This window comes from Zunongwangia profunda SM-A87, from assembly GCF_000023465.1.
GTDB lineage: Bacteria > Bacteroidota > Bacteroidia > Flavobacteriales > Flavobacteriaceae > Zunongwangia > Zunongwangia profunda.
Genome location: NC_014041.1, coordinates 3603330 through 3625500 on the forward strand (window position 1 = coordinate 3603330; position 22171 = coordinate 3625500).

Here is a 22171-nt window from a genome sequence, read left to right on the forward strand (position 1 = left end):
GATAACTAAACAAAGTCATCATCGTAGTGGAAAAAATGGCTGTAATTATCAATCGGAACATAGGGAACAAGTATCAGGATAGATTTTTGGCATGAAAATAATTTACCCATGGACAAATTATTTCATAGCCCTAAGATAGAAGGTTAAAAATTGCGATAATAGCTATTTATAATTCCATTAACTGAACTTGTTAAGACAACATAAACAAATGTTTAGCGACACACTCTACCAGGAACTGAACTTAAGGAGAAGTTACGACCGTTTCGCCGGATAGCCCGAAAAGATTACTGAACCTTTCCAAAAGCAAACGCAAAAGCAGAAAACAGATCCGCAAGAGGCTTAGGGAGCAGCTAAGCTATGTCCGACAAAACACCAAGACCCTCAACCTATTAACGGAAGAGCACCCTGAGTCGTTGGGATTGCTCAGAAAGAAGAACAGTTACAGATATCTGCTGGTCATCTAACATCTTTATCGGCAGCAAAACAGATGTACGATCAGAAATCCAATAGTATTGAAAACAGGATAGTAAGCATCCTCAAACCCATATCCGTTCAATAGTTCGGGGAAAGAAGAAAAAGAAGGTGGAGTGTGGACCTAAAACCTATGTTAGCCTTTACAACGGATATGTCAGGGGCGATCAATTTTTATAGTTTTGAATGAGTCGACCTACCTCAAGGATCAGGTAAGAGCCTATAAGGATCTTCACGGTCCTTTCTCGAAACTGATCCAGAAAGACAACATCTATATGCCCAGGGAAAACTGTAGGTTCCTCAAAGAAAGCAATATCCGCCATACCGACAAGGCAATGGGACGGGACACAAAGAAGACAAATTTAGCCAGGGCAAACGAAAGTATGGACTTGAAACAATAAAAAATTTTGGTTGGCAACATATATCTTTGTGATGAATATCATCAAACTGAGCCAGGAGCTCTTTTATCTTATCTTAATATGGCTAATTTCGGTGAAAAAACCATAAAGAAGCAGCTATCCATCATTGGATCAAAAAATCTAAGATGTCTCCGGGGCTTAATCCAACAGACACTAAGTATAATCAAAAAATAGCAGTATAGTAGATTAACTAAAGTCGAGCTTTTTGTTGCAAATCCCTATCCTTATTTGAAATAAAAATGGGTTCAACTGTTGAAAGTTAAACCCATAGACTCCAAAGCTAATTAGTAAAGAAAAAGTTTAAAATTTAGAACATTCCTCCGCACAGTTTTTACAGGCTTTTGCACATTCAAAGCAATGCTCATTTTCATGCTGGGCACACTCTTCTCCACACTTGCTACAAATTTCTTCACAATAAGCTATAAGCTTCTCTACATCTTCTTTTGGACAGTCGACAGACAAAGCGTTTGCCGCAGCAATACAGGTTGAGGCACAAATTCGATCTAATCTTATACAATTTATCATATCTGATAAATTTTCTTCAGTTAAACACTTGTCTGCACAATTCAAGCAATGTGCTGCACAATCATACAATGTTTGGATTAAATTCTTTCTTTTCATAATTTTAAATTTAGTCAGTTTTAATTTAACTATTTCAGAAATTCGATATAAAGGATATTTTCCTTAATATTTTTCCTGGTTCTATTTGTAGAAATTTTTGAATAAATAGCATTTATGGTTTCAGCAATATTTGAAAACCACATCAATATTTATCTAAACTACCTCATGATTTGCTTTTCTATTTTTAGGAATATTATATATTAAGCCAGTTCAAATCCATTTTAATAATGGGATATATTCTTTTACCGTGACTTACCTCTTCTAGAAAGACTTCTATTAATGCGCAAATTTTTTCAGACAGACATTGTCGGAAATAATTTATTTTCATAATCTTCAATGCGAACATCTTCCTCCGGATTATCTCCTGATATATCGCCTTGCTGCTTATTATTACAACTGAATAGCAGCAAAAAGGCCAGAAACAGCATTGGGAACATTTACAATTTTCGGTTTTCTAGCCTTCATCTTTAATATTTAATTTGTCTTTACTTTCTTTAGTAAATGTGCTCCTTCCCGTCACACATCTATTTTTCAGAAGTCCGAAAATTCACAACTCCATTTTCTATCAAATTTCTATCAAAAGATTTATCTTCAAGTATTTCTTTCAGCTTCAATCGGAAATTCCAGATCGTTCAATAGTGGAAGGAGCAGGTAAGCTTTACTCTTTCCTAAAGGAAATTTTGGCATTTATACCATAGGAAACGATTTCATTATCAGTCACATTAGCCTTCATTTCTTTTATGAAAACAGACTCTATATTCTTCACACTTTTTGCAGCTTCTTTTAAAGCATTTTGTGTAGCATCATCAAAACTTTTCTCTGATGTGGCGATTACCTCAATTACTTTTACAATACTCATATTTTTAAATTTTGAAATTAAACAGGATTAAATGTAGAGAATGATAAAACGCCTGAAGAGGTGTTTAACAAACTATAACAAGAACTTAAAAAAACCTTAGGGTTTAGAAAAATCAAATGTTTATTTTCATAAGCGAGAGAAACAGAGAGCTAAAAAAAGAAAAGCTTTAATAACTGGTAGTTGACTGTCTGCTATTTTAATAGAGAAAAATTAACTCAGAATTAAGAGAAGTGCCAGTGGAAAAAAATCGGGCTGTTTCCCCAGTGACCCTGAGCTATTCTGAAGTAAGATAAAGTTGTGTTTACCTTTAAATTTTGTTCTTAAATTCCGATTAAATCTTCTAGAAAATTATGGCTTTTAGATATTAAATGTTGCTAAAAGCCGTTAAGTTTTCTAAAAACATTCGTTTTTAGTTTTTCATACCTTAATTTGAGAAAAATTAAAAAATTACAGCTATGAAGAGGGATAACAATTTTGAAAATTTTGCACATGAAGCCCAGCAATATTTTGACCATCTGGCAGGAGACCTGGAACATCCACAGGAGAAAGTTCGCGTTATAAAAGTGTGGAAAGCTGTACTTCACAGTATAAGGGATCGTATCCACTTTGGTGAAGCCTTTCAGTTTATGCAACCACTCCCGACTATATTAAAGGGAATGTATGCTGAAAATTGGGAATATTTAGAACAACCAAAGTATGATTATAAAACTTTGGAAGAGATGAAAACTCAAGTCAAACAATTACAAAATGAATTAGGCGAAGACGAATTTCCATGGAAAAAATCCACTGAGGAGATTATTGCAATTACCCTACTTTCTCTTCGAAATTACTTACCTGAGAATAAACTAAGCAAAATTAAAAATCAGCTTCCAAAGGAAATACAGCAATATCTATAATGTGGTGTAATCCGAAAATTCAGGTCGATTGGAGTGTGATAAAACCTGAAACTTCCATTTGATAAATACCATAAAAACGCTTCGATTATCATCCGTCGTGTAAATTTTCAAGCTTTATTACAACTGAAACAGAGAATACAAATTATTTATCTCTTCGATTAAACCATGCTGTAACTCCCATTACTATAAGAGTTAGAATTCCACCTACAAAAAAACTACTCAGAAATTCAAAATAGAAAACTTCCTTAAAGTAATACATAGGGCTGACTCCCTCATACCGATCATAAGTTATTAAATAAGTAAAAGAGACTATAAACAATCCAATAGCCAATAGGGAAAAACACACGTAAAAAAGAAAGTTTTTCCTAAATTTTCTTTTAATCAAGAGCGCTGCGATACAAGTCATTAACCAACATGCCCAGACCACGAGCTGAAAACTTATAATATCGTTATAGATCTCCTGTTTGGGGTCCGCAATAATTAATTTAGTGTAAAGCGGTACGCCCATTCCTGCTAATAGGAAAATATCAAGAAAAATAATGATTGAATAGGTTGTTTTTAAGTTCATTTGATCCTCTTTAGCCTATCCTGAGACAAATAATCCAGGAAAATTCGAAGCTCATTTATGATCAGGCTGTAAGCGTTTTTCGTTATTTAGACCGAAATATTTACCCGCCTGGTCTCACTAAATTTATTAAGGAAAAGGATTGGTTTTATAAAAACAGGAGTTTTTAACCTAAACTTAGGGACCGCCGCCCCGGATTAACATCTTTTGGCAGTTAATTTGTATTTAAGTTAGATTTTTTAGGATTTTATTTTATTTTTAATTCATATTTTAAACAATTTTAAGAAAATAAAAAAACAAAACAGCCAAACATATTTTTTGTTTAACGGAATCCGGTATTATATTGCAGGTTTCAGAAAGCATAATTTTTCTAAAGTTTTAAGTAAGTTTTAACAAGGTAATATTCTTTGAGGATGGAATGCAATTCGTTTAATATATCTGATTTTGGACTTGCAACAAAAATGTGGACTTTAAGTTGAGTGACTATGCTGCCAGTTTTTGATTATACATATCTAATTCAAATTCTTTAATAGTCATGTTTCCTAAATAGGAATGTCTTCTTCTGGTATTGTACCAGGTCTCGATCCATTGAAAGATGGATAACTCTGCCTGGCACCCAAGGTGATATTTATGCCAGTATACCCATTCCACCTTTAAGGATTTAAAGAATGATTCTGCCACAGCATTGTCCCAGCAGTTTCCTTTCCGGCTCATCGATTGGCTTATCAAACCTTTATGGTTTTTGAGAATGCCGGTAAATTTATGGCTGGCATATTGGACACCCCTATCGAAATGGAATATCAGCGGTTGTTCCAGTACTGTGTTCTTAGCGGCCATCTCCCAAGCTTTTACAATGGTAGCTTCAGTAGTGAGGTTATCACTTAAGGCCCACCCAATAACCTTTCTATTGAACAGGTCGATAATTACCGTTAGGTAGTGCCATCCCTGTCCGGTCTGGATATAGGTAATATCACTTACCCTCACCTGGTTAGCCCTATCTACTTTAAAACATTGGTCCAGTAAATTGGGGGCTATCGGATAATTATTGTTACTCTCAGTGGTGGCTTTAAACTTCCGTTTCCGTTTGGCGTATAAACAGTTTGTTTTCATAATTCGGGTACCCTTAACCTAGATACCTTGAACCCCATAGCTTTGAGTTCTGCCTTTATCCTTGGGGGTCCATAGCTTTGATAGCTCTGTTCGAATATGTGGGCGATCAGAGTAGTAAGTTTCTGGTTTTCGTTTCAGAGCTTACTAGAGCCTGACTTCAACCAAAGGTAATAGCTGCTTTTACTTACTTCCAATACTTTGCACATCATCTCGACTGGGAATTTCATAAGGTGCTGTTTTATGAACCGGTATTTGTCCTGTCGCTCGCGGAGAAGATGCGAATCGCCTTTTTTAAGATATCCCGTTCCATCTGAGCATCCTTTAAATCTTTCTTCAAACGGGCGATTTCTTTTTGTTCATCGGTCATCTTGGTATTGCCCCGACCGGGAAACCTGTTATCCCATAATCTTTTTTTGTTCTTTACGCCAGCGGTAAAGTACTGCGGGTAAAATACCAAGTCTTCACAGTATTCTGTGACTAAACCAAATTATATTTCACATTTTTTAAGCTAATTTGCTGCATATTTCATTAAATCTACATAAGGAGAATTCCTATTAATAACGGCAAAGATCCTAGCTAATATTTTATTTCTGATAATGTTTAATGTGGACATTTTATTATTTCCCAAACCGACTCTTTTTTGATAGTACAATTTCATCTCTTCATTGTATTGGATAGTAGACTTAGCACATAAGTCCAATAAACTTTTTAGTTTTTTATTTGCTAAATGGCTTACTGTGGTTCTTCCTCTAATACTTGAACCTGAAGTATTAGGGAAAGTAGCTATTCCGCAATAAGAGGCGAATTTCCTCCAACTGTCAAACTTTTTAAAGCCCTCTGTAAATACAATCATATAAAGCGCGGTTTGTTTTCCTACTCCTTTTATTTAAGTTATTAGCTCGTACTGGTTTTTAAGCCCCTCATCTTCAGTGACAATGGTTTTTATTTCCTTTTCAATGATATCTATTTCTTTTGTTAAATATTTGATCAGCTCTTTTTGAACTTTTAATAGTAATTTATTTTCAGTTTTTGAAAGTATTTCCGATTGCTCCTTTAAGCTCATTTTATAGCCGGCTCTTTGCTTTACCATGCGCTCCCGTAGTGAGAATAATCGTTTTAATTTAACGGTACTCTCTGAACTTGGAACATGAGGTTCTAATCGATCACGTTTTTCATAAGAATAGAGAGCTATTCTTTTAGCATCTCCTTTGTCATTTTTCTCTCTGGTCATTCCTATGGATTGTTTAATTTCCAATCCAGGGACAATCACATAATTAAAGCATTCTTCAGACAAAAAGAGAGATAAGCTATAACCGTAGATTCCTGTATGCTCCATTGCAAACATCAGAAAATTGTTTGCTATGAGTGATCTCGGACACATATTCTATTTACCAAAATTCTCGGATAGTATAAAATAACCCTCTGGTGATTTAACACATCGATAGAGATAATTATGAATAGTTTAAGTTTTTATGATTGGTTACTTATCCTGATTCATATACTTTAATGCATCAAAACATTTCTTATACATTCATGATTTTATCTCCTTTCAGGGATTCAAGGAAATTGTGACAAATTCTTATACAATTCTTCAAAAAAATTTATTCCAACTATGAATCTTTCAACGCTTAAACCAAATACTTCCGACATCACATCAGAAACGCTAGAGCATATAAATGGCTACTGGCGTGCAGCCAATTATCTTTCCGTTGGACAAATATATCTACGCGACAATCCACTATTAAAGCGACCTTTAAAAAAAGAGGACATTAAATTAATGCGATTGGGACACTGGGGAACTACTCCTGGTCAGAATTTCATTTATGTCCACCTCAATCGTATAATAAAAAAATATGATTTAGATATGGTTTACGTCTCCGGTCCTGGTCACGGAGGGCCTGCTTTAGTTGGGAACACTTATCTGGAAGGAAGTTATACAGAAATATATCCTGAAATCACTCAGGATGAAAATGGATTGAAAAAATTATTTAAGCAGTTTTCTTTTCCAGGGGGGATTCCAAGTCATGTTTCTCCAGAATGCCCTGGTTCGTTCCACGAAGGAGGCGAATTAGGTTACTCCCTTGCACATAGTTTCGGTGCTGTATTCGACAATCCGAACCTGATAGCTGCATGTGTGGTAGGAGATGGTGAAGCGGAAACCGGTGCTTTAGCAGCCTCCTGGCATTCTAACAAATTTTTAAACCCGGAGACTGATGGTGTAGTACTACCCATTCTACATTTAAATGGTTATAAAATAGCCAATCCTAGTCTTTTAGCCAGAATACCTCATGAGGAACTTATAAAGCTCATGGAGGGATACGGTTGGAAACCTTATGTAGTGGAAGGAGATGAGCCGATGCAGATGCATAGAGATATGTCTTTCGCACTGGACAATGCAATGGCTGATATTAAAAAAATTAAGAATTATACCACCCAAGAAGATTCGCAAGTTCCACGGTGGCCAATGATCATATTAAAATCTCCTAAAGGATGGACAGGGCCGAAATTCATTGATGGAAAACCTGTAGAAAATCATTTTAGGTCACATCAGGTACCACTTTCGGATCCTATTGATAACGATGAGGATTTTAAACAACTAGAAAAGTGGTTACAAAGTTATCAGATCGGAGAACTTTTTGATAAAAACGGAACCCTAAAAAAAGTGTATAAGGAACTTGCTCCTCAAGGTAGCCGGCGCATGGGAATGAATCCTAATACCAATGGAGGTTTACTTCTCAAAGATCTTCTTCTTCCTGATGTGCAAGACTTCGCCTTACCTGTAAAATCTCACGGAGATAACGGACCTGGGGATACTAGAAGTGTAGGAGCTTTTTTAAAAGAGGTCATTAATTTAAATTCAAAGCAGCAGAATTTCAGACTCTTTGGTCCGGATGAAATTCTGTCAAACCGACTAAATGAAGTGTTTGATGCTACTAATAGGCAATGGAATGCGCAAACAGATCCTAACGATGAATTTTTGGCTCCTCAGGGACGAGCTATGGAAATATTGAGTGAGCATTTATGTGAGGGTTGGCTGGAAGGATATTTACTTACCGGAAGGCATGGTTTATTCACGTCATACGAGGCCTTTATACATATTATCGACTCGATGTTTAATCAACATGCAAAGTGGTTAAAGGTTACTGCAGAGCTCCCCTGGAGACGACAACTTGCATCACTTAATATTTTACTTGCTTCTCATGTCTGGCGGCAGGATCATAATGGATTCACTCATCAGGATCCAGGATTTATAGACCATGTTGTCAACAAAAAAGCCTCAATTATTAGGGTATACCTCCCGCCAGATGCTAACTGTCTACTATTAACTATGAAACATTGTTTGAAGAGTAAGCATTATGTCAATGTTATGGTAGCCGGTAAACATCCTTCACCCCAATGGCTTCCTTATGACCAGGCTATTTTACATTGCAGTAAAGGCATTGGTGTCTGGGATTGGGCCAGTAACGATCAAGAGGATCAAACCGATATCGTTATGGCTTGTGCCGGTGATGTACCTACTTTGGAAACTCTAGCTGCCGTATCCATCCTTCGTAAAGAACTTCCGGAGTTACGCATCCGGGTAATTAATATCGTAGATCTTATGAAGTTACAGTCGGAAACCGCCCATCCCCATGGGCTATCCGACTCGGATTTTGATGCATTATTCACCAAAGACAAACCGGTCATATTTGCATTTCATGCGTATCCCTGGCTGATCCACCGACTAACCTACAAACGTACCAATCATCATAATTTTCATGTCCATGGATATCAGGAAGAAGGAACAATCACCACACCTTTTGATATGACAGTACTCAATAAACTAGATCGATATCATCTGGTTCAAGATGTGTTAAAACATATTCCTAGGTCAGAATCCAAAAATGACTACCTGCAAGAAAAAATGAAAGATATGTTAATTAAACATCGGAATTACATTGAAGAGCATGGCGTTGATATGCCTGATGTCAAGGACTGGAAATGGGATATATGACCATGACAGTTTAAAATGTGGAAAGAGACTAAAGCAAATGCCTATTCTAAGATGGGAAGTGTGGTCTGGCATACTTTATAAATATTTATAAAATTTTTATTCGTGTGGATAAAAATAACTTTTTTACAGACCGTCCATTTTATAATTTCATCGGAATCTGATTTATCATACGTCCTTTTATTAAAAGTATGGCAAATACTATTCAAACAATAAGTAGTATGGATATGAGGATTTAAAACTTCCATCTTAATTTATGATTATAATATTATAGACCAAACCCATAGCCATTTTTATTATGAGGTAAACCAGCAATAAATGAATATAAAATGCTTGTTATCTAAGCTTAGAGGTTCGTCCAAATAAAAACCTGCATTTCCAGTCCGAAATGCCGATAAGCCCGATAAAAACCCATAAAACAACGCGTACCACGATTCTTCCATAAACCCGTAAGCAATTTAACCTTCAAAACCAGTACAAAAACTCCACCTATAAGATATTGAACCATTCTTTTTTATATGTTTTTATCGGAAATAAAAATAAAAACGAACCAAAACTTCAGTAATTGTGATCGTTTTTTATGAAAGAAGCTTTAGGTAACAAAATGCAAACTTCCCATGACATTTTATTATGTTCTAGTTTTTAGTATTTTTTTAAAAATCAATTTGCTAGCTATTTTGTATCTTGAAGATAAACCCTGTAGATAGTTCAGTATGAAAGAGAGTGATTATGATAAGAAAAGGGATTTTTCCAAAACCCAGGAACCTCAAGGCGGTCAATTCAAAAAAAAGAATGGTGAACCTATTTTTGTGATTCAAAAACACGAGGCTACCAATTTACATTATGATTTTCGCCTGGAAATTAACGGTACGCTAAAATCCTGGTCTGTTCCCAAGGGCCCAAGTGTAGATACCCGGGAGAATAATATAAATGCTTTAAAGGTTTATTTCTTATATGCACTCCTGATAACACTGAAAGATATGCTTTAAAATAAATTGTTCTTCCAACTCGAAAGGAGATTTTTTTAAAGGTTTTCCGTTTTGGTGATGGCACCATCCAACGATAGGCTCAGACACCAATTTATTCAAATCCAGCTCATTGAAGTTCAGATTAACCTGATAGAAGACTACCTCAAGCCTATTCTTCTTCTTAGGAGGTTGATCGACTAGAAATGCAAGCCCCGTATTATCTTTAAAAAATAAAGAAAAAATATCTCCTTCTTGAATGGTCATATGATTAGGAAAAAATCGCAGTAGTAATTGGCTTTGTCTCTGGATGGATTGCAATCCTAAGCCAAAATGTTTTTCTGAAAATTCATCATAAAACCAATAGGTTTGGTCAGAATATCCAACAGTTTTTTTAAATTCAATTTGATTATGGTCTTCTAAACATTCAATAAGAACCTGAGTATCATTATTAAAATGATAAATTAGATCGCTTCCAAGGAACTCCTTATCCTCTAAAACCGGACTATTTCCCCGTGTAAATCTTAATAAGTTTTGTAAAAAAGGAAAGTTCATTTAAATTTTTATAGCTAATTTAATAAACTATAATTTGATTCCCCATATAAGCCTTAAACTTATATTCTTAATTTTATGTTAATCGAATAAAATTCATTTTAACTTTTCAAGAAACATATTAGATTAGTCGCAAATTATTTAAATGTTTCGTAAATTAAACAGCACAGTTCTCATAGCGGTCTTACTCTTCCTTTTTGGGGCCGGGATTTTTTTCCTTTATATAATTAGTAGGTTATGAATTTTATTCTTCTCTATAATTGGCTTACTTAAACACTAACGTTTTGATTACCAACAACTTCTTATAAAATAGTGATAATTAGTATGACTTTTTAAGCCGCATAAATATTTTAATTGTTCTAAAGAGTATAGTTATATAGTTACTGGAATTTAATAAAATCGAGGCTTTAAAAGAATAATATGTACTACCGGTTCAAATTTCACACATTACAGACATTTACGTAAATTATAATTTAAAGTTCGTAGAACATTTTTTAAAAGGGTGATTTGAATTTACGTCTTAAAGGGAATATTAGGGTTACGATTTAAAATGAAATTTCAGTAGTGTTTGGTACATATAAAAGTTTTTAAACTATAATTTGAAATTACTCAGAACTTATATATCACGTTGAACGCATAATAGTTTTTTCCCAACATATACCAGCAATGAATATTTAATTTAAATATTTTTTAATAAATGTTTATTCATTCCTTTAGAAAACATTATAATATTTAAATATTTCTTTTTTTTAAATCTATTTATTTTTGAAATAACCAAAAATGAAGATGATGATGAAAGCTAACCTAACCCAAGAAAAAAAGAAGTTAAATAAAAATCAGCTGAATTCACGCCAGGCTCTAAAGCGACTTGAGCGTAAATATACTTTTTCCGTTGTTGAAAAGGAAAAACTTCTAAAGATAAGCCATTGTGTAATTACCGGAATTGCCGAGAGTTCAGAAGGAGGTTTTACTGAAGATGGCGAATTCCATTCAGCCCACGACACCGAAGCATTGGGGAGTGTACGCATTTCCTATTATTGTCCGAAGGATCGGAAACAAAAATTTTTAATCTTAAAAAAAGCTAAGAATTTATCTAATTCTAACTCTGATAAGGTAATCAGATGGAGGGCAAAACGCATTTATAGAACTCTTATAGAAACCCACTTGCTCTATCGTAGAATAGCAGAGAACTGTAAAAAAATATATTTTAAGAGTATATTCAGCAAATTTGCTCACATACACTTCCAAACAGCAGAATTACTAAAAAATAATTACGACCTAGAAGAATACCGCCAATTTACTGAAAGTTCTCTACTCGAATTTAAAAAATTTCAACTTTTAGGTAAATCCGATTTTTTAAACCATTGTTTAAACAAAGAGCAAAAAATTTCAGCAAGTATAGAGACGTTAGTATTCCTAAACGTTACACCTAATGAAAAAAAACTTTTTAGAGATCAGATCCGTAATAGAAATGAGTATATGATAGTGACTTTAAAAAAGCTAAAAGAAGATACGTTGATCTGATAATGAAATAATTACAAATTCAATTAAATCTTAATATCATGAAAAACTTAAAAGACCTGTTTGAACATCAACTGAAAGATCTTTATAGCGCAGAAACTCAACTTGTGTCCGCATTACCTAACATGGTCACACACGCCAAGTCAGCAAAACTTAAAAAAGCTTTTGAAGAACATCTAAAAGAAACCCAACATCACCAGGAACGCTTAAAAGATATATGCGAGGATATGGGAATTAAGCCTACCGGAGAAGTTTGTAATGCAATGAAAGGCTTGATTACAGAGGCAGAAAAATTTCTTGAAGAAGAAGTTGAAAATGATTCTGTTCGTGATGCCGGAATAATAGCAGATGCCCAAAGAATTGAGCATTACGAAATTTCGGGCTACGGTACTTTGGTTCGATACGCAAAAGAACTGGGCTATACCAATATTGCTGAAAAATTAGACAAGACCCTTCAGGAAGAATATTCTGCCGATGAGAAATTGAACAGCCTGGCAACCAACCAAATCAACAAAGAAGCGGAGTGACATATAACATAAAACAAAAGGCCATTCAGAAGTGTTTCTGGATGGTTTTTTTAATCATTAAACTATAAAAATGGTAGAAGAAAGCAGTATAGGATTTTGGTTTAAGGGATACGACTATTTTCTGGACCAGTTTAATGCCACTAAAAATAATGTCTTAAAACGCAGACTTTTATTCAAAAAATATTATATCCTGCGTGGGGAAGAAGCAACTGCTTTATTCTATGACCAAGAAAGATTTTCCCGTCACAAGGCCACCCCAAAACGATTTAAAAAAACACTTTTCGGCCTTAATGGTGTGCAGGGATTAGATGGGGAACAGCATAAAGCCCGAAAACAGTTATTTATGCACTGTATGAATGTAGATTCGCTAAATCAGTTAAACACCTATTTTGATGAGGCTTGGTTTGAAGCTGTCGAAGACTGGAAAGCAAAAAATACGATAAACTATTTTGATGAGATGGAGCGCATACTATTCAAATGCGCATGTAAATGGATAGGCCTTCCCTTTACAAAAAAAGATATAGTTAATCAGGTTCCCAGGATTTCCAGAATGATTAGTTCGGCCGGGAAAATAGGCATACAGCACTGGCGAGGAAGGAGCGCTAGAAAAGCAACAGAGAATTGGGTAAAGTCATTGATTAAAAACTATAGAAATAAGAAAAAAAATAGTGACACTATATTCGATCATTTTATTGGTTACAAAAATCCAAAAGGAAAACATTTACCTGATCAAATAGTAGCGGTAGAGATACTAAACCTGTTAAGACCAATAGTAGCCGTTGCCAGATACATGACCTTCAACTTAAAGGCTTTAGAAGATTATCCCTCTTATAAAGAAAAACTTAGAGAGAATTACGAAGAATACGGGGAAAATTTCATTCAGGAAGTTAGGCGTTTCTATCCTTTTTTTCCAGTTATTTCAGGCCGTATCCGTAAAAATTTTGAATTTAAAGGTCATAAATTTACGAAAGGGCAGCGTGTGTTATTGGATCTTTACGCTACCAACCACTACGCAAAATTATGGAAAGCCCCTGAGCGATTTTACCCGGAAAGATTTATGAATGCTCAAATTTCACCATTTAATTTAATCCCTCAAGGAGGAGGGGATCATTACAAAAACCATCGATGCGCCGGTGAATGGATTACTATTAATTTAATGAAGCGCAATCTTTACTTTTTAATTTATGATATTAATTACACGGTGAAAAGTAAAAATTTGAGAATTAAAAAAAATCAGTTTCCCCCATTACCGGCCAATGGGATTAAAATTTCGAAAATAACGAAATTAAGATTGATGGAATAAATTATCTAAAAAAGTGTATTATGATAAAGGAGAAAAATAAGATAATGGATGAAGAACAATATGCCATACTCCGAAAAAATGGAGTAAGTGATAAAGAGGCGTCTGAAATAGCTCAAAACAATGAGCATATCCAAAAAAATAACCTTACCACCTATACCGATGAACAACTTATAGAAGAGGCTAAAAAATCAGGAATACCAGGAACCGATAATATGGATAGAAATGCCCTGATTACTGCATTGTTAAACAAAAAATAATCTAAAAATAGTATAAATGAAATTGTTAACTGTAATTTTAAACGTTTTGTTACCTCCCCTTTCAGTATATTTAAAATATGGAGCGAATAAAAAGTTCCTAATAAATCTAATACTAACACTAATTGGTTGGGTACCAGGAATGATTCATGCTTTTATAATCACAGATAGGTATGTAAAAGAAATTAGGGACAGTGAAAACAATGTAAAGTAAAATTAAGCTTAATCTTTTCGGCTTTATAATGCATTTTCTTTTTAATTTTCAGTAAACTTTCGCTCTAATTGATTTTTTATCTACTCAGGAATATTCTATTAGGAGTTGAACTTTTGATTAGACATTAAAAGCTAATAACTAAATATTGAATAGACGTTCCCCTAAACTTCTATAGGCCTAGTAATTACTTTATAACCTACATCGCTTTAAAAACTGGGAGATAAAACCCCTAAATGTCTGCGACCATTTTGCTCTTGAACGGATACATTCAACACCCACTTTTCAGGAATTGTAAATTTTGAAAGCATGAGCACAAATCTTTTGGTTTCCCCTGGTCTTAAAATATCCGGTATATTCATTTGACGAACAAGGTTTAAATTCTGACGTTGCATGGAGTGCCGCTTTCCTTGCTTTTTCGTCTGCAAGGACGCATGTAAGTTTCCCGGTATAAAGCTCACTTTCGAATAATTGGAAAGTTCCATTAACAGATAGGCCTGTTCTTTATAAAACTGCACTCGAATAAGGTTGGTTTAATTTTTTGTTCTCTTTTTTTTTGATCACCGGGAAATTTCTTTTTAAAAGATAGTTGGCAAAAGCTTCAGCCTAGGATGACCTATCTAACTCTTGGCGGTACCTTCTACATTCATCCAAGTATTTTCTTCGTCTTTGAGATTAAAAAACGCTACCTGCTTTATAAATGAGTAATGGAGGGCGGGGAGTTCTTTTTAGCACAAAAGTGTATACCTGATCATGAATTTCTCGAAATGTCCGACTATATTGATAAGGGTTATAACAAAAAATCAACTTGTTTCTGACCTTTGCCAAATCAATGATCTCTTTTGCTATTTTGTGGTCTCTTAAAACAGGACTAAACTGAAAAATAGGTAAGTTGAGTTTCAAAGTTTTTTTAGTATACGCAACTAGTTCGACTTCTGTAGGAAAATAGCCGGTAATTATACCGTCTAAATCTTCCTTCCATAGTTTTTTATTCGTTGGCAACGACTTGGTAAAACTGAAGTATTTCGATAATTCAGCATTCTAGTAGTTTTTTTATATGAACAAAAATAGCACTGATAGATTTTTCTATTGCCGTTTCAAGTCCAAAAAAAAGATTAACATTGATGGTATTGTAGGGATCTATAATACCTAGGCATAATTCAGTACGTTTTTGATTCAAAATACCTTAAAATTTAGAAATATTATTTTTTAAAGGTAAAGGCTTAAATTATGTACAGTGCTCCCCCTCAACTATATGTCGATTTTATCAGAATAATAATCGATTTTATTAATTTACAACTTTAAAAAAACAAAAATTCAAAACATACAGCAATACTCAGCCCATAAACCAAATGCGCTAGTATTAAGTGAAAGAAAAAGCCTTTAAAATAAATATCGGGAATAGGAAAATTTTTGAATAGTAAACATGCCCAACCGGAAATACCTAATACTGATAAAATTATGCCATAAAGCACTCCATTAGGCAATGTGCTATCGAAATCATAGATATCAATTCCTTTATAGTATAAGTAAGCAAAAGCTATGCCTATTAGATAATGAAAAATCCAGCCGATTATTTGTTGTTCGCCCAATCTTCTTAAAAATAAAAATTCGGAAGTAACCAACACATAGTTAAGAAGATTCGGTTCATTAAAACTATAATTTGTGATATAGGAATATATAAAACTGAAAATGGTCATCATGGTTGTTCCTATGATGCCAAATATTACTAAACATATTGTAATGATCATATGAACTTATTTTTTTCAGTATATACTTTCCAGATACTTTTTCAAACAAAAAACCACCTCCCATATTATATATTATGAACTCAAAATAATTAGGAGGTGATTACCATTCCGATATCGAATAACGGAATCCCAACATAAAAGACCGATGTAGATAGACATCTTAACGCTTAAGCTTATTCCCCACAGTTAATTTACAGAGCGCTAAAAATCCGAGAGTACAGATTTCAACTCGAACTGATGTCTAAGAAGTATATTTCTAAAAGAAAGTTCTGAAACTTTACGTAACATATTTTTAATGAAACTGAGATTTAAATTTTCTAATTCTATGACATTAATTTCTAAATTATATTCCATTCTTCTTATACCGGTTAAATTTTGCATAATTTCCTTTTTAAGTCTGATGAAATACTGTTCAATGTTCCACAAATGAATTAAACTGTAATATTCCTGAAACATTTCGAAAATCAGTAATATAAATTTACTTTTAGACTCGAGAAGTCGAAATAAAAGCTGTCTATTATTAGGCTTTATACTCTTTCTATAGAGAAATAAGTAGGTATTATATTGAATAGACATTTTTTTTATACCCTTTAATAAAAGAAGAAAAATATTCTTTTTAATGGTCGAATTTTGATACATACTTTTTGATAATAGATTATATGAACAAATACAAATTTAAATGGAGTAAACGACTATATTTCAGCTGAAACCACTTTTAGCCTACAATTAACAATTCTTAATTTTTATTAACGGTTCTGAAATTGTTCGGATAAAAGGCGATTTTCATCGGTGAGTTTGTTAAGAGTAATAGAAACCCAGTCTTACATAAAAAACAAAAAATTGAGCTCTCCGATTCTCAAATTTATCATCTAAACATTGGACTAATTAATTTTAACATTTAATTAAGACCCGTGGAACACACAGAATAAACTTATAGCCATTTCACTAAGGTTTACGATTGATCTTACGAAATTTTATCGGAGACATTTCGTATTTTTCTTTAAAAATTCTGGAAAAAAAATAACTAGAAATTTCACTGATACTCAAATTGGTATTAAGTAACAGGGTTTTCTTTAACCTTGTTTCCCTTAAATAAGTATGTACACTTGTATGAAATAATAATTGAAAACCATATTGAAGCTTATTCTTATTCAATCCTGCATATCGGCTTAATTCCTCTAAACTCGGGTTCCTCGATATATGATCTTCAATATAATTAGCTGCCTTTTTTATAGCTCTAACTTCATAATGAGTTAATATTCGTTGCTGCTTATCTGTCTTGAGTTCATCTTCATACTTCTCCAACTCATAGGCAAGCATTTTCATTGTCAATGCTTCTAGAAAAATCCTCCGGATAAAATTACTTACTTTAAATTCCTCATTCTCCCGGAATAAATCAGCAATCTTAAGAGAATAAAAGCCTTTATGGTAAAATTCCTTTTTTGCCTTTACATCTAAAAAGGCATCTCTCAATTTAAATTCCACCCCCTTTAGTCACAATCCACCTTATCGAAAATTTTTTCGATCTATTTCTATACTTATCAATGAAAGCTGTTCTGCTTCGGAAAATTGTAATATATGGCCTTTATTTTGCACATTCGTCACGATAGCATGTTGATATTGTTCTATGCTGTGCCCTTCTTCCTCACCTTCAAAACGATTTACCATATTTCCATTCAACATATACAGAAATTTGAGTGGATGTATTTTATCAACAACAAATTGTATTTCTGTAGCCGCATGGAATACACAGTTATAATGAATAAACCCAAATCCATTATTGAAATTAAACCCTGAAAATTGCCTTTCCCCAAATGATTTGGAATATCTAGACAGAATGTTTACAATTTTCCGAAACCGGCTGTGAAAGGGCCTTCCCTATATCTTTTATTACTTCATCTATGGGAATGGAATTAACTTCAATGACATTCATATTGGTGTTGTTTTCCCTTTAATTTCTGGTCTCTTCTTTTTCTATATTCTGATGGTGTTATTTGATAAAACTCTTTAAACAATCTACGAAAATAACTTGGACTTGCAATCCCTATCGCATGTGTAATCTGCGATAAATTCATTATACTTTCTTCAAGCAATTCCTTCGCTTTTTTCATTTTTACAGCTCTTATATACCCATTGACGCTTTGACCATATAATTCTTTAAATTCTAATTGCAACTTATTACAGTTTAAACCCACATGCCTACTTATTCACTCTATTCTGTTCATTTAAGCTATGTACCTATAATCAGTTCAGCAGCTTTTTTAATTTGTTTTACATCGCTTGGATGCGTCAGCTTTAGGTGATTATTACAATCTTTATTGTATTGCCGAAGATGAAGGAAGATTAATTCATGAATATTTATTTCCAATTTTAAATAATCCAAAAAATTAAATACACTTAAATAATTAATTTCCTTAAACACATCAGCTATCCTTAAATTAAAATTTCCAGAATGGAAAACTTGATGCGAAGGATGCTCCTTAAAAAGAAATTTTAAATTATTGTCTAAAGTGTTTGAAGTAGCAATTCTATTTTCTAAAAATTGCCTTTTTGTAATATTGATAATGTATAAATTATAGGGAATACTGCTTTTTAAAGAAATTCTTGAAATTAGACGGGAAGAAGTCAGGGTAACAGCATGTTGAAATCGCTCGAAAATCACCCATTCGGTATCCTTTGAAAATCGATATAGAAACGGATGTCCTAAATTATAAATTAATTGTAAAGAATCTTGTTGTGTAAACTCCAATTCTAAGTTTATGCTACGAGATAATTCACCCCGAAAAAATGCAAAAGAAATATCGCTATCTAATGCTATACCTATAATTTTCCCCTCCCATTTTCTTGAGCGAGATTGGTTTTAAAAAAACGTCCATTTTTTCTTACATTTTTTTATTCCTGAATGAAAACTTTTAAGAATGTGTCTAGTCGGAAATGGTCGAATCCTTATTGCCTTCAAATCATTTTTAAATTTTGAAGACCGAAAATATAGCTTTACTTATCACTGACCTCCTCCCATTAAATCGGACTAATAAAAACTAGAGTATTTCTGGCAAATAAATGTTTAACTTTAAATAAATTATTTGCTTATGAAACGATCAAAATATACCGAGTCGCAGATTGTATTTGCGATAAAACAGGTTGAGACTGGAACACGTCTTTCTGAGGTCTGTCGCAAGATGGGAATCAGCGAGGCTACCTTTTACAATTGGAAGAAAAAATACGGTGGTCTGGGTGTCTCTGAACTGAGAAGGCTCAAAAACTTGGAGGAGGAGAATGCGCAGCTTAAAAAGCTTGTAGCTGATTTAAGTCTTGACAAGCAGATTCTTCAGGACGTACTTAAAAAAAAGTTCTAAGGCCGTCTCGAAAACGGGAGATGGTCAGCAATATCCGTATGGAATATAATATTTCCATCAATCGTTGTGTACGCCTAATATTGCTGCACAAAAGCGTTTTTTATTATACACCCAAAGAACGTGGAGATGAATTGCTGCGTATGAGAATGAAAGAAATAGCAGCAACACGAGTACGCTATGGGTTTTGGAGGATCTATATTTTGCTTCGCCGGGAAGGCTTTATGGATAATCATAAACGCGTTTATAGAGTGTATTGCGAAGAAGGTTTAAACCTCAGATCTAAGAGACCTAAAAGAAGTCGGTGTGCAGCCCATAGACAACCTGCTCTTGGTAATGCCTCTAGTTTACATGAGTGCTGGAGTATGGATTTTGTGACAGATCAACTCTACGATGGAAGCCGTTTCAGAGCCTTAACTGTAGTAGATAATTATAGTCGTAAATGTTTAGCTATATATGCAGGAAAATCCCTTAAAGGAAGTGATGTTGTTGGGGTGTTGGGGTGATGGATAATTTAGTTGCTAGTGCAAGAGTTTATCCTAAACGCATAAAAGTAGATAATGGAAGTGAATTTATCAGTAAAGTATTGGATAAATGGGCTTATGAAAACAATGTTGAATTAGATTTCTCAAGACCCGGAAAACCTACTGATAATCCATTTATAGAAAGCTTCAATGGATCTTTCAGAGATGAATGTTTAAATACAAACTGGTTCTTCTCTTTGGAAGATGCACAAGAAAAGTTCGATATTTGGAGGGAAGACTATAACGGGTTTAGACCACACAGCTCATTGGGTGACATGTCACCCAATGAGTACATTGAAATCAATGAAAATAGCCCAGATTCTCTAGTTATGACCAGTACCTAATTTTGGGAGGAGGTCAACTTAAAAATAGTTGATTTTTAAACTGTATGAAAAACAGGGAAGCCTTCATCACCATTAAATATAAAAAGGCTTAATTATAATCAGTTTTACTATTATGTATGGCTTTTTAATTCTAACATTATCGTGAACGAACATCCCTATGCAGTTTATATTTTGCTACGATAGCATTAGTAATGATAAGAATACTGATAATAACGATTGAAGCTGCTGAAATACCCTCAATACTATCAATCCACACTAAGCACAATAGAAACAGAGCCAGAACTATATCAAAATAAAGATGAGTATAGAAAGTAATGATTTGCCTACCTAGTACTTCATATGCACAAAGGCTATTAAATAATAATAAACCTCCACAGGTCAAAAACCAATATGTCTGCATACTTTCCATACTGAGATAACGATAAACATCCAAACCCATTAAGCTTATCACAAACAAAAAATCATAGACAAAGTGTGCTTTTTTAGAATACATAGTCATCGTATTTTAAAAACATCATAAAGTAAGATATTTCGTTTATTTATATTTTAGCTTTTTCGAAACAGCTTTACATATTCATCATTTATGATAAAAGCATGTATTACTCCGGGTATCCAACCAAGAAAGGTTAATAATAAATTGACTAAAAACTCCTTTTTAGCTCCATACTTAATATAAACGGCTACCGGAGGTAAAATAACGTTTAAAATAACCATTGTCAATTTCATGCCTCATGTTTAATTATTAAGTCAATTAAATCGCCTTTTTTTATTTTGTCTACAACAGAAATTCCTTTTTCACGGCAAATTACAATTAATTCCTTATAGGAATAATTATGATAGGCATTCTGCTGTATTTCTTCTTTATTTCGGGCAATCACACAAGCTTTTTCGTCACTCATACCATTGCTTTTTAAAATGGCATATTGCTCTTCATCCTGTATTTTTTTATTCTTTTTCATGACATGTCTTGATTATGAAAAGACCATTCAGTACCGCAGCCTGAATGGTCCGCCATCCAGTTAAATATGAGTTAGTCAGCCTTCCTATTGATTTGGTTAGTTGCTAGACTGTTCAATTTTTCATCGGCTGCATATTCCTCCTGGAGAGTCTTATTCAGTTTTTCGGCTATAACTGTATACCCTAATTCCTTCGCAAATCTTAGCACAGTGCCATATCCCGCAATCTCATAATGCTCAATGCGCTGTGCATCAGCTATAATTCCTGCATCACGTACAAACTCATTTTCAACATTTTCTTCTAAAAATTCCTTAGCTTCTTTTATTAATCCTTTCATGGCATTACAAACTTCTCCAGTTGGAGATATTCCCAAATCTTCACAAACATCCTTTAAGCGTATTTGATGCTCTTGCGTTTCCTTTAAATGCATTTCAAAAGCTTTTTTCAGATTGGGCGTATTTGCCTGCTTAACCATAGTGGGTAATGCTGAAATTAATTGGCTTTCCGCACTATATAAATCTCTCAACTGATGTTCAAATAAATCTTTTAGATTCTTCATGGCATTACTTTTTTGTTTAGTAGGATTTTAAGGTCGTTCCTCTAACTATATCCTATAATTCAAAGTTAACCATCTCATTACCGGATTAAACAAAGCTAAAGAGAATAACAAAATATTATAAGTTCTTAAGAAAGCTTTTAACTTTAGCCTCACATCCTTCTGCTTTACAGTATGTTTATATACGCTATCTGCCAGAGATAGTTGTAAAAACCTATTGGTAGCTGAAAGAATTAGGTTCATTCTTTACAGATAAATTTCTAACGTTTATTTAAGAAAAGTTCAAGGCAGACCCCTAAACTAAAATTAGAGAAATTTTCTTTTATGGAAAATAATGCTTAAGTTGAGTAATAGTAGAAAAAGGATCTGATCGTCTTAAATAACTTTTTACTCCTCCCTTGAACTTAGGCTTGAATGAATT

General features: G+C 33.7%; 24 protein-coding genes and 2 pseudogenes. 9 read left to right on the top strand and 17 right to left on the bottom strand.

Annotation, left to right across the window (positions count from 1 at the left end):
* Nucleotides 1-1190: 1190 nt before the first annotated feature.
* Together ZPR_RS15780 and ZPR_RS15785 are read right to left on the bottom strand one after the other, a co-directional pair.
* Nucleotides 1191-1511: a four-helix bundle copper-binding protein gene (locus tag ZPR_RS15780; protein WP_041579001.1), complete on the bottom strand. Its 321-nt coding sequence runs from the start codon at nucleotides 1509-1511 to the stop codon at nucleotides 1191-1193.
* Between the two features lie 658 nt (nucleotides 1512-2169).
* Nucleotides 2170-2370 carry a dodecin family protein gene (locus ZPR_RS15785; RefSeq protein WP_013072746.1) on the bottom strand — a complete coding sequence of 67 codons (201 nt, stop codon included), beginning with the start codon at nucleotides 2368-2370 and terminating at the stop codon, nucleotides 2170-2172.
* Between the two features lie 455 nt (nucleotides 2371-2825).
* On the opposite strand from ZPR_RS15785, the gene ZPR_RS15790 reads away from it, so the two are divergent.
* Nucleotides 2826-3266, top strand: coding sequence for a DUF2267 domain-containing protein (locus tag ZPR_RS15790; RefSeq protein ID WP_013072747.1), 441 nt, complete (start codon nucleotides 2826-2828; stop codon nucleotides 3264-3266).
* Nucleotides 3267-3408: 142 nt separating this feature from the next.
* Here the strand turns inward: ZPR_RS15790 and ZPR_RS15795 are convergent, their stop codons facing one another.
* From ZPR_RS15795 to ZPR_RS22640, 4 genes and pseudogenes are all read right to left on the bottom strand, one after another.
* The gene (locus ZPR_RS15795) at nucleotides 3409-3834 is read right to left on the bottom strand and encodes a hypothetical protein (protein WP_013072748.1); all 426 of its coding nucleotides are present in this window, start codon (nucleotides 3832-3834) and stop codon (nucleotides 3409-3411) included.
* Nucleotides 3835-4314: 480 nt separating this feature from the next.
* Nucleotides 4315-5425 (bottom strand): annotated as a pseudogene (locus tag ZPR_RS23020) (IS3 family transposase); the annotation flags it as partial.
* Nucleotides 5426-5449: 24 nt separating this feature from the next.
* A complete protein-coding gene (locus ZPR_RS22635; protein WP_228251002.1) occupies nucleotides 5450-5827 on the bottom strand; it encodes an IS110 family transposase in 378 nt (125 codons plus the stop codon).
* Nucleotides 5828-6286, bottom strand: a complete 459-nt coding sequence (locus tag ZPR_RS22640) for an IS110 family transposase (RefSeq protein WP_049771465.1) — start codon at nucleotides 6284-6286, stop codon at nucleotides 5828-5830.
* 267 nt (nucleotides 6287-6553) lie between these two features.
* On the opposite strand from ZPR_RS22640, the gene ZPR_RS15815 reads away from it, so the two are divergent.
* Both ZPR_RS15815 and ZPR_RS15820 read left to right on the top strand, forming a co-directional pair.
* Complete coding sequence (locus ZPR_RS15815; RefSeq protein ID WP_013072752.1) at nucleotides 6554-8935, top strand: phosphoketolase family protein; 2382 nt, start codon at nucleotides 6554-6556, stop codon at nucleotides 8933-8935.
* 710 nt (nucleotides 8936-9645) lie between these two features.
* Nucleotides 9646-9921 (top strand): DNA polymerase ligase N-terminal domain-containing protein, encoded by a 276-nt coding sequence (locus ZPR_RS15820; protein WP_049771466.1) that lies wholly within the window; start codon nucleotides 9646-9648, stop codon nucleotides 9919-9921.
* On the opposite strand, the gene ZPR_RS15825 is transcribed toward ZPR_RS15820, so the two are convergent.
* On the bottom strand, nucleotides 9883-10452 hold the full coding sequence (locus ZPR_RS15825) for a hypothetical protein (protein WP_013072753.1): 570 nt from the start codon (nucleotides 10450-10452) through the stop codon (nucleotides 9883-9885). The two genes, ZPR_RS15820 and ZPR_RS15825, sit on opposite strands and share 39 nt — an antisense overlap.
* 786 nt (nucleotides 10453-11238) lie before the next feature.
* On the opposite strand from ZPR_RS15825, the gene ZPR_RS15830 reads away from it, so the two are divergent.
* The 5 genes from ZPR_RS15830 (at nucleotide 11239) to ZPR_RS15850 (ending at nucleotide 14268) form a co-directional block, all read left to right on the top strand.
* The gene (locus tag ZPR_RS15830) at nucleotides 11239-11973 is read left to right on the top strand and encodes a hypothetical protein (RefSeq protein ID WP_148211750.1); all 735 of its coding nucleotides are present in this window, start codon (nucleotides 11239-11241) and stop codon (nucleotides 11971-11973) included.
* A 38-nt stretch (nucleotides 11974-12011) separates the two neighbouring features.
* Complete coding sequence (locus ZPR_RS15835) at nucleotides 12012-12497, top strand: YciE/YciF ferroxidase family protein (protein ID WP_013072755.1); 486 nt, start codon at nucleotides 12012-12014, stop codon at nucleotides 12495-12497.
* A gap of 70 nt (nucleotides 12498-12567) precedes the next feature.
* A complete protein-coding gene (locus tag ZPR_RS15840; RefSeq protein WP_013072756.1) occupies nucleotides 12568-13800 on the top strand; it encodes a cytochrome P450 in 1233 nt (410 codons plus the stop codon).
* A gap of 20 nt (nucleotides 13801-13820) precedes the next feature.
* The gene (locus ZPR_RS15845) at nucleotides 13821-14057 is read left to right on the top strand and encodes a hypothetical protein (RefSeq protein ID WP_013072757.1); all 237 of its coding nucleotides are present in this window, start codon (nucleotides 13821-13823) and stop codon (nucleotides 14055-14057) included.
* A gap of 16 nt (nucleotides 14058-14073) precedes the next feature.
* On the top strand, nucleotides 14074-14268 hold the full coding sequence (locus ZPR_RS15850; RefSeq protein WP_041579003.1) for a YqaE/Pmp3 family membrane protein: 195 nt from the start codon (nucleotides 14074-14076) through the stop codon (nucleotides 14266-14268).
* A 206-nt stretch (nucleotides 14269-14474) separates the two neighbouring features.
* On the opposite strand, the gene ZPR_RS15855 is transcribed toward ZPR_RS15850, so the two are convergent.
* The 6 genes from ZPR_RS15855 to ZPR_RS15885 form a co-directional block, all read right to left on the bottom strand.
* Entirely contained in the window at nucleotides 14475-14783 is a 309-nt protein-coding gene (locus tag ZPR_RS15855) for a DUF4138 domain-containing protein (RefSeq protein WP_148211751.1), read from the bottom strand.
* A gap of 783 nt (nucleotides 14784-15566) precedes the next feature.
* A complete protein-coding gene (locus tag ZPR_RS15865) occupies nucleotides 15567-16016 on the bottom strand; it encodes a hypothetical protein (protein WP_148211752.1) in 450 nt (149 codons plus the stop codon).
* Nucleotides 16017-16961: 945 nt separating this feature from the next.
* A complete protein-coding gene (locus ZPR_RS15875; protein WP_013072761.1) occupies nucleotides 16962-17501 on the bottom strand; it encodes a helix-turn-helix transcriptional regulator in 540 nt (179 codons plus the stop codon).
* A gap of 21 nt (nucleotides 17502-17522) precedes the next feature.
* The gene (locus ZPR_RS23455; protein ID WP_013072762.1) at nucleotides 17523-17699 is read right to left on the bottom strand and encodes a hypothetical protein; all 177 of its coding nucleotides are present in this window, start codon (nucleotides 17697-17699) and stop codon (nucleotides 17523-17525) included.
* Nucleotides 17700-17935: 236 nt separating this feature from the next.
* Nucleotides 17936-18211, bottom strand: coding sequence for a helix-turn-helix transcriptional regulator (locus ZPR_RS15880; RefSeq protein ID WP_228250895.1), 276 nt, complete (start codon nucleotides 18209-18211; stop codon nucleotides 17936-17938).
* 35 nt (nucleotides 18212-18246) lie between these two features.
* Nucleotides 18247-18765 (bottom strand): hypothetical protein, encoded by a 519-nt coding sequence (locus ZPR_RS15885; protein ID WP_013072764.1) that lies wholly within the window; start codon nucleotides 18763-18765, stop codon nucleotides 18247-18249.
* Between the two features lie 340 nt (nucleotides 18766-19105).
* Here ZPR_RS15885 and ZPR_RS23025 point away from each other — a divergent pair.
* Nucleotides 19106-20237, top strand: a pseudogene (locus tag ZPR_RS23025) (IS3 family transposase).
* Nucleotides 20238-20373: 136 nt separating this feature from the next.
* Here the strand turns inward: ZPR_RS23025 and ZPR_RS15905 are convergent.
* From ZPR_RS15905 to ZPR_RS15920, 4 genes are all read right to left on the bottom strand, one after another.
* Nucleotides 20374-20730 carry a hypothetical protein gene (locus tag ZPR_RS15905; RefSeq protein WP_041579010.1) on the bottom strand — a complete coding sequence of 119 codons (357 nt, stop codon included), beginning with the start codon at nucleotides 20728-20730 and terminating at the stop codon, nucleotides 20374-20376.
* A 53-nt stretch (nucleotides 20731-20783) separates the two neighbouring features.
* Nucleotides 20784-20963, bottom strand: coding sequence for a YqaE/Pmp3 family membrane protein (locus ZPR_RS15910; protein ID WP_041579011.1), 180 nt, complete (start codon nucleotides 20961-20963; stop codon nucleotides 20784-20786).
* Nucleotides 20960-21196, bottom strand: a complete 237-nt coding sequence (locus tag ZPR_RS15915; protein WP_013072770.1) for a hypothetical protein — start codon at nucleotides 21194-21196, stop codon at nucleotides 20960-20962. The genes ZPR_RS15910 and ZPR_RS15915 overlap by 4 nt, the downstream gene beginning before the upstream one ends.
* A gap of 71 nt (nucleotides 21197-21267) precedes the next feature.
* Nucleotides 21268-21753, bottom strand: a complete 486-nt coding sequence (locus ZPR_RS15920) for a YciE/YciF ferroxidase family protein (RefSeq protein ID WP_013072771.1) — start codon at nucleotides 21751-21753, stop codon at nucleotides 21268-21270.
* Nucleotides 21754-22171 lie beyond the last annotated feature (418 nt).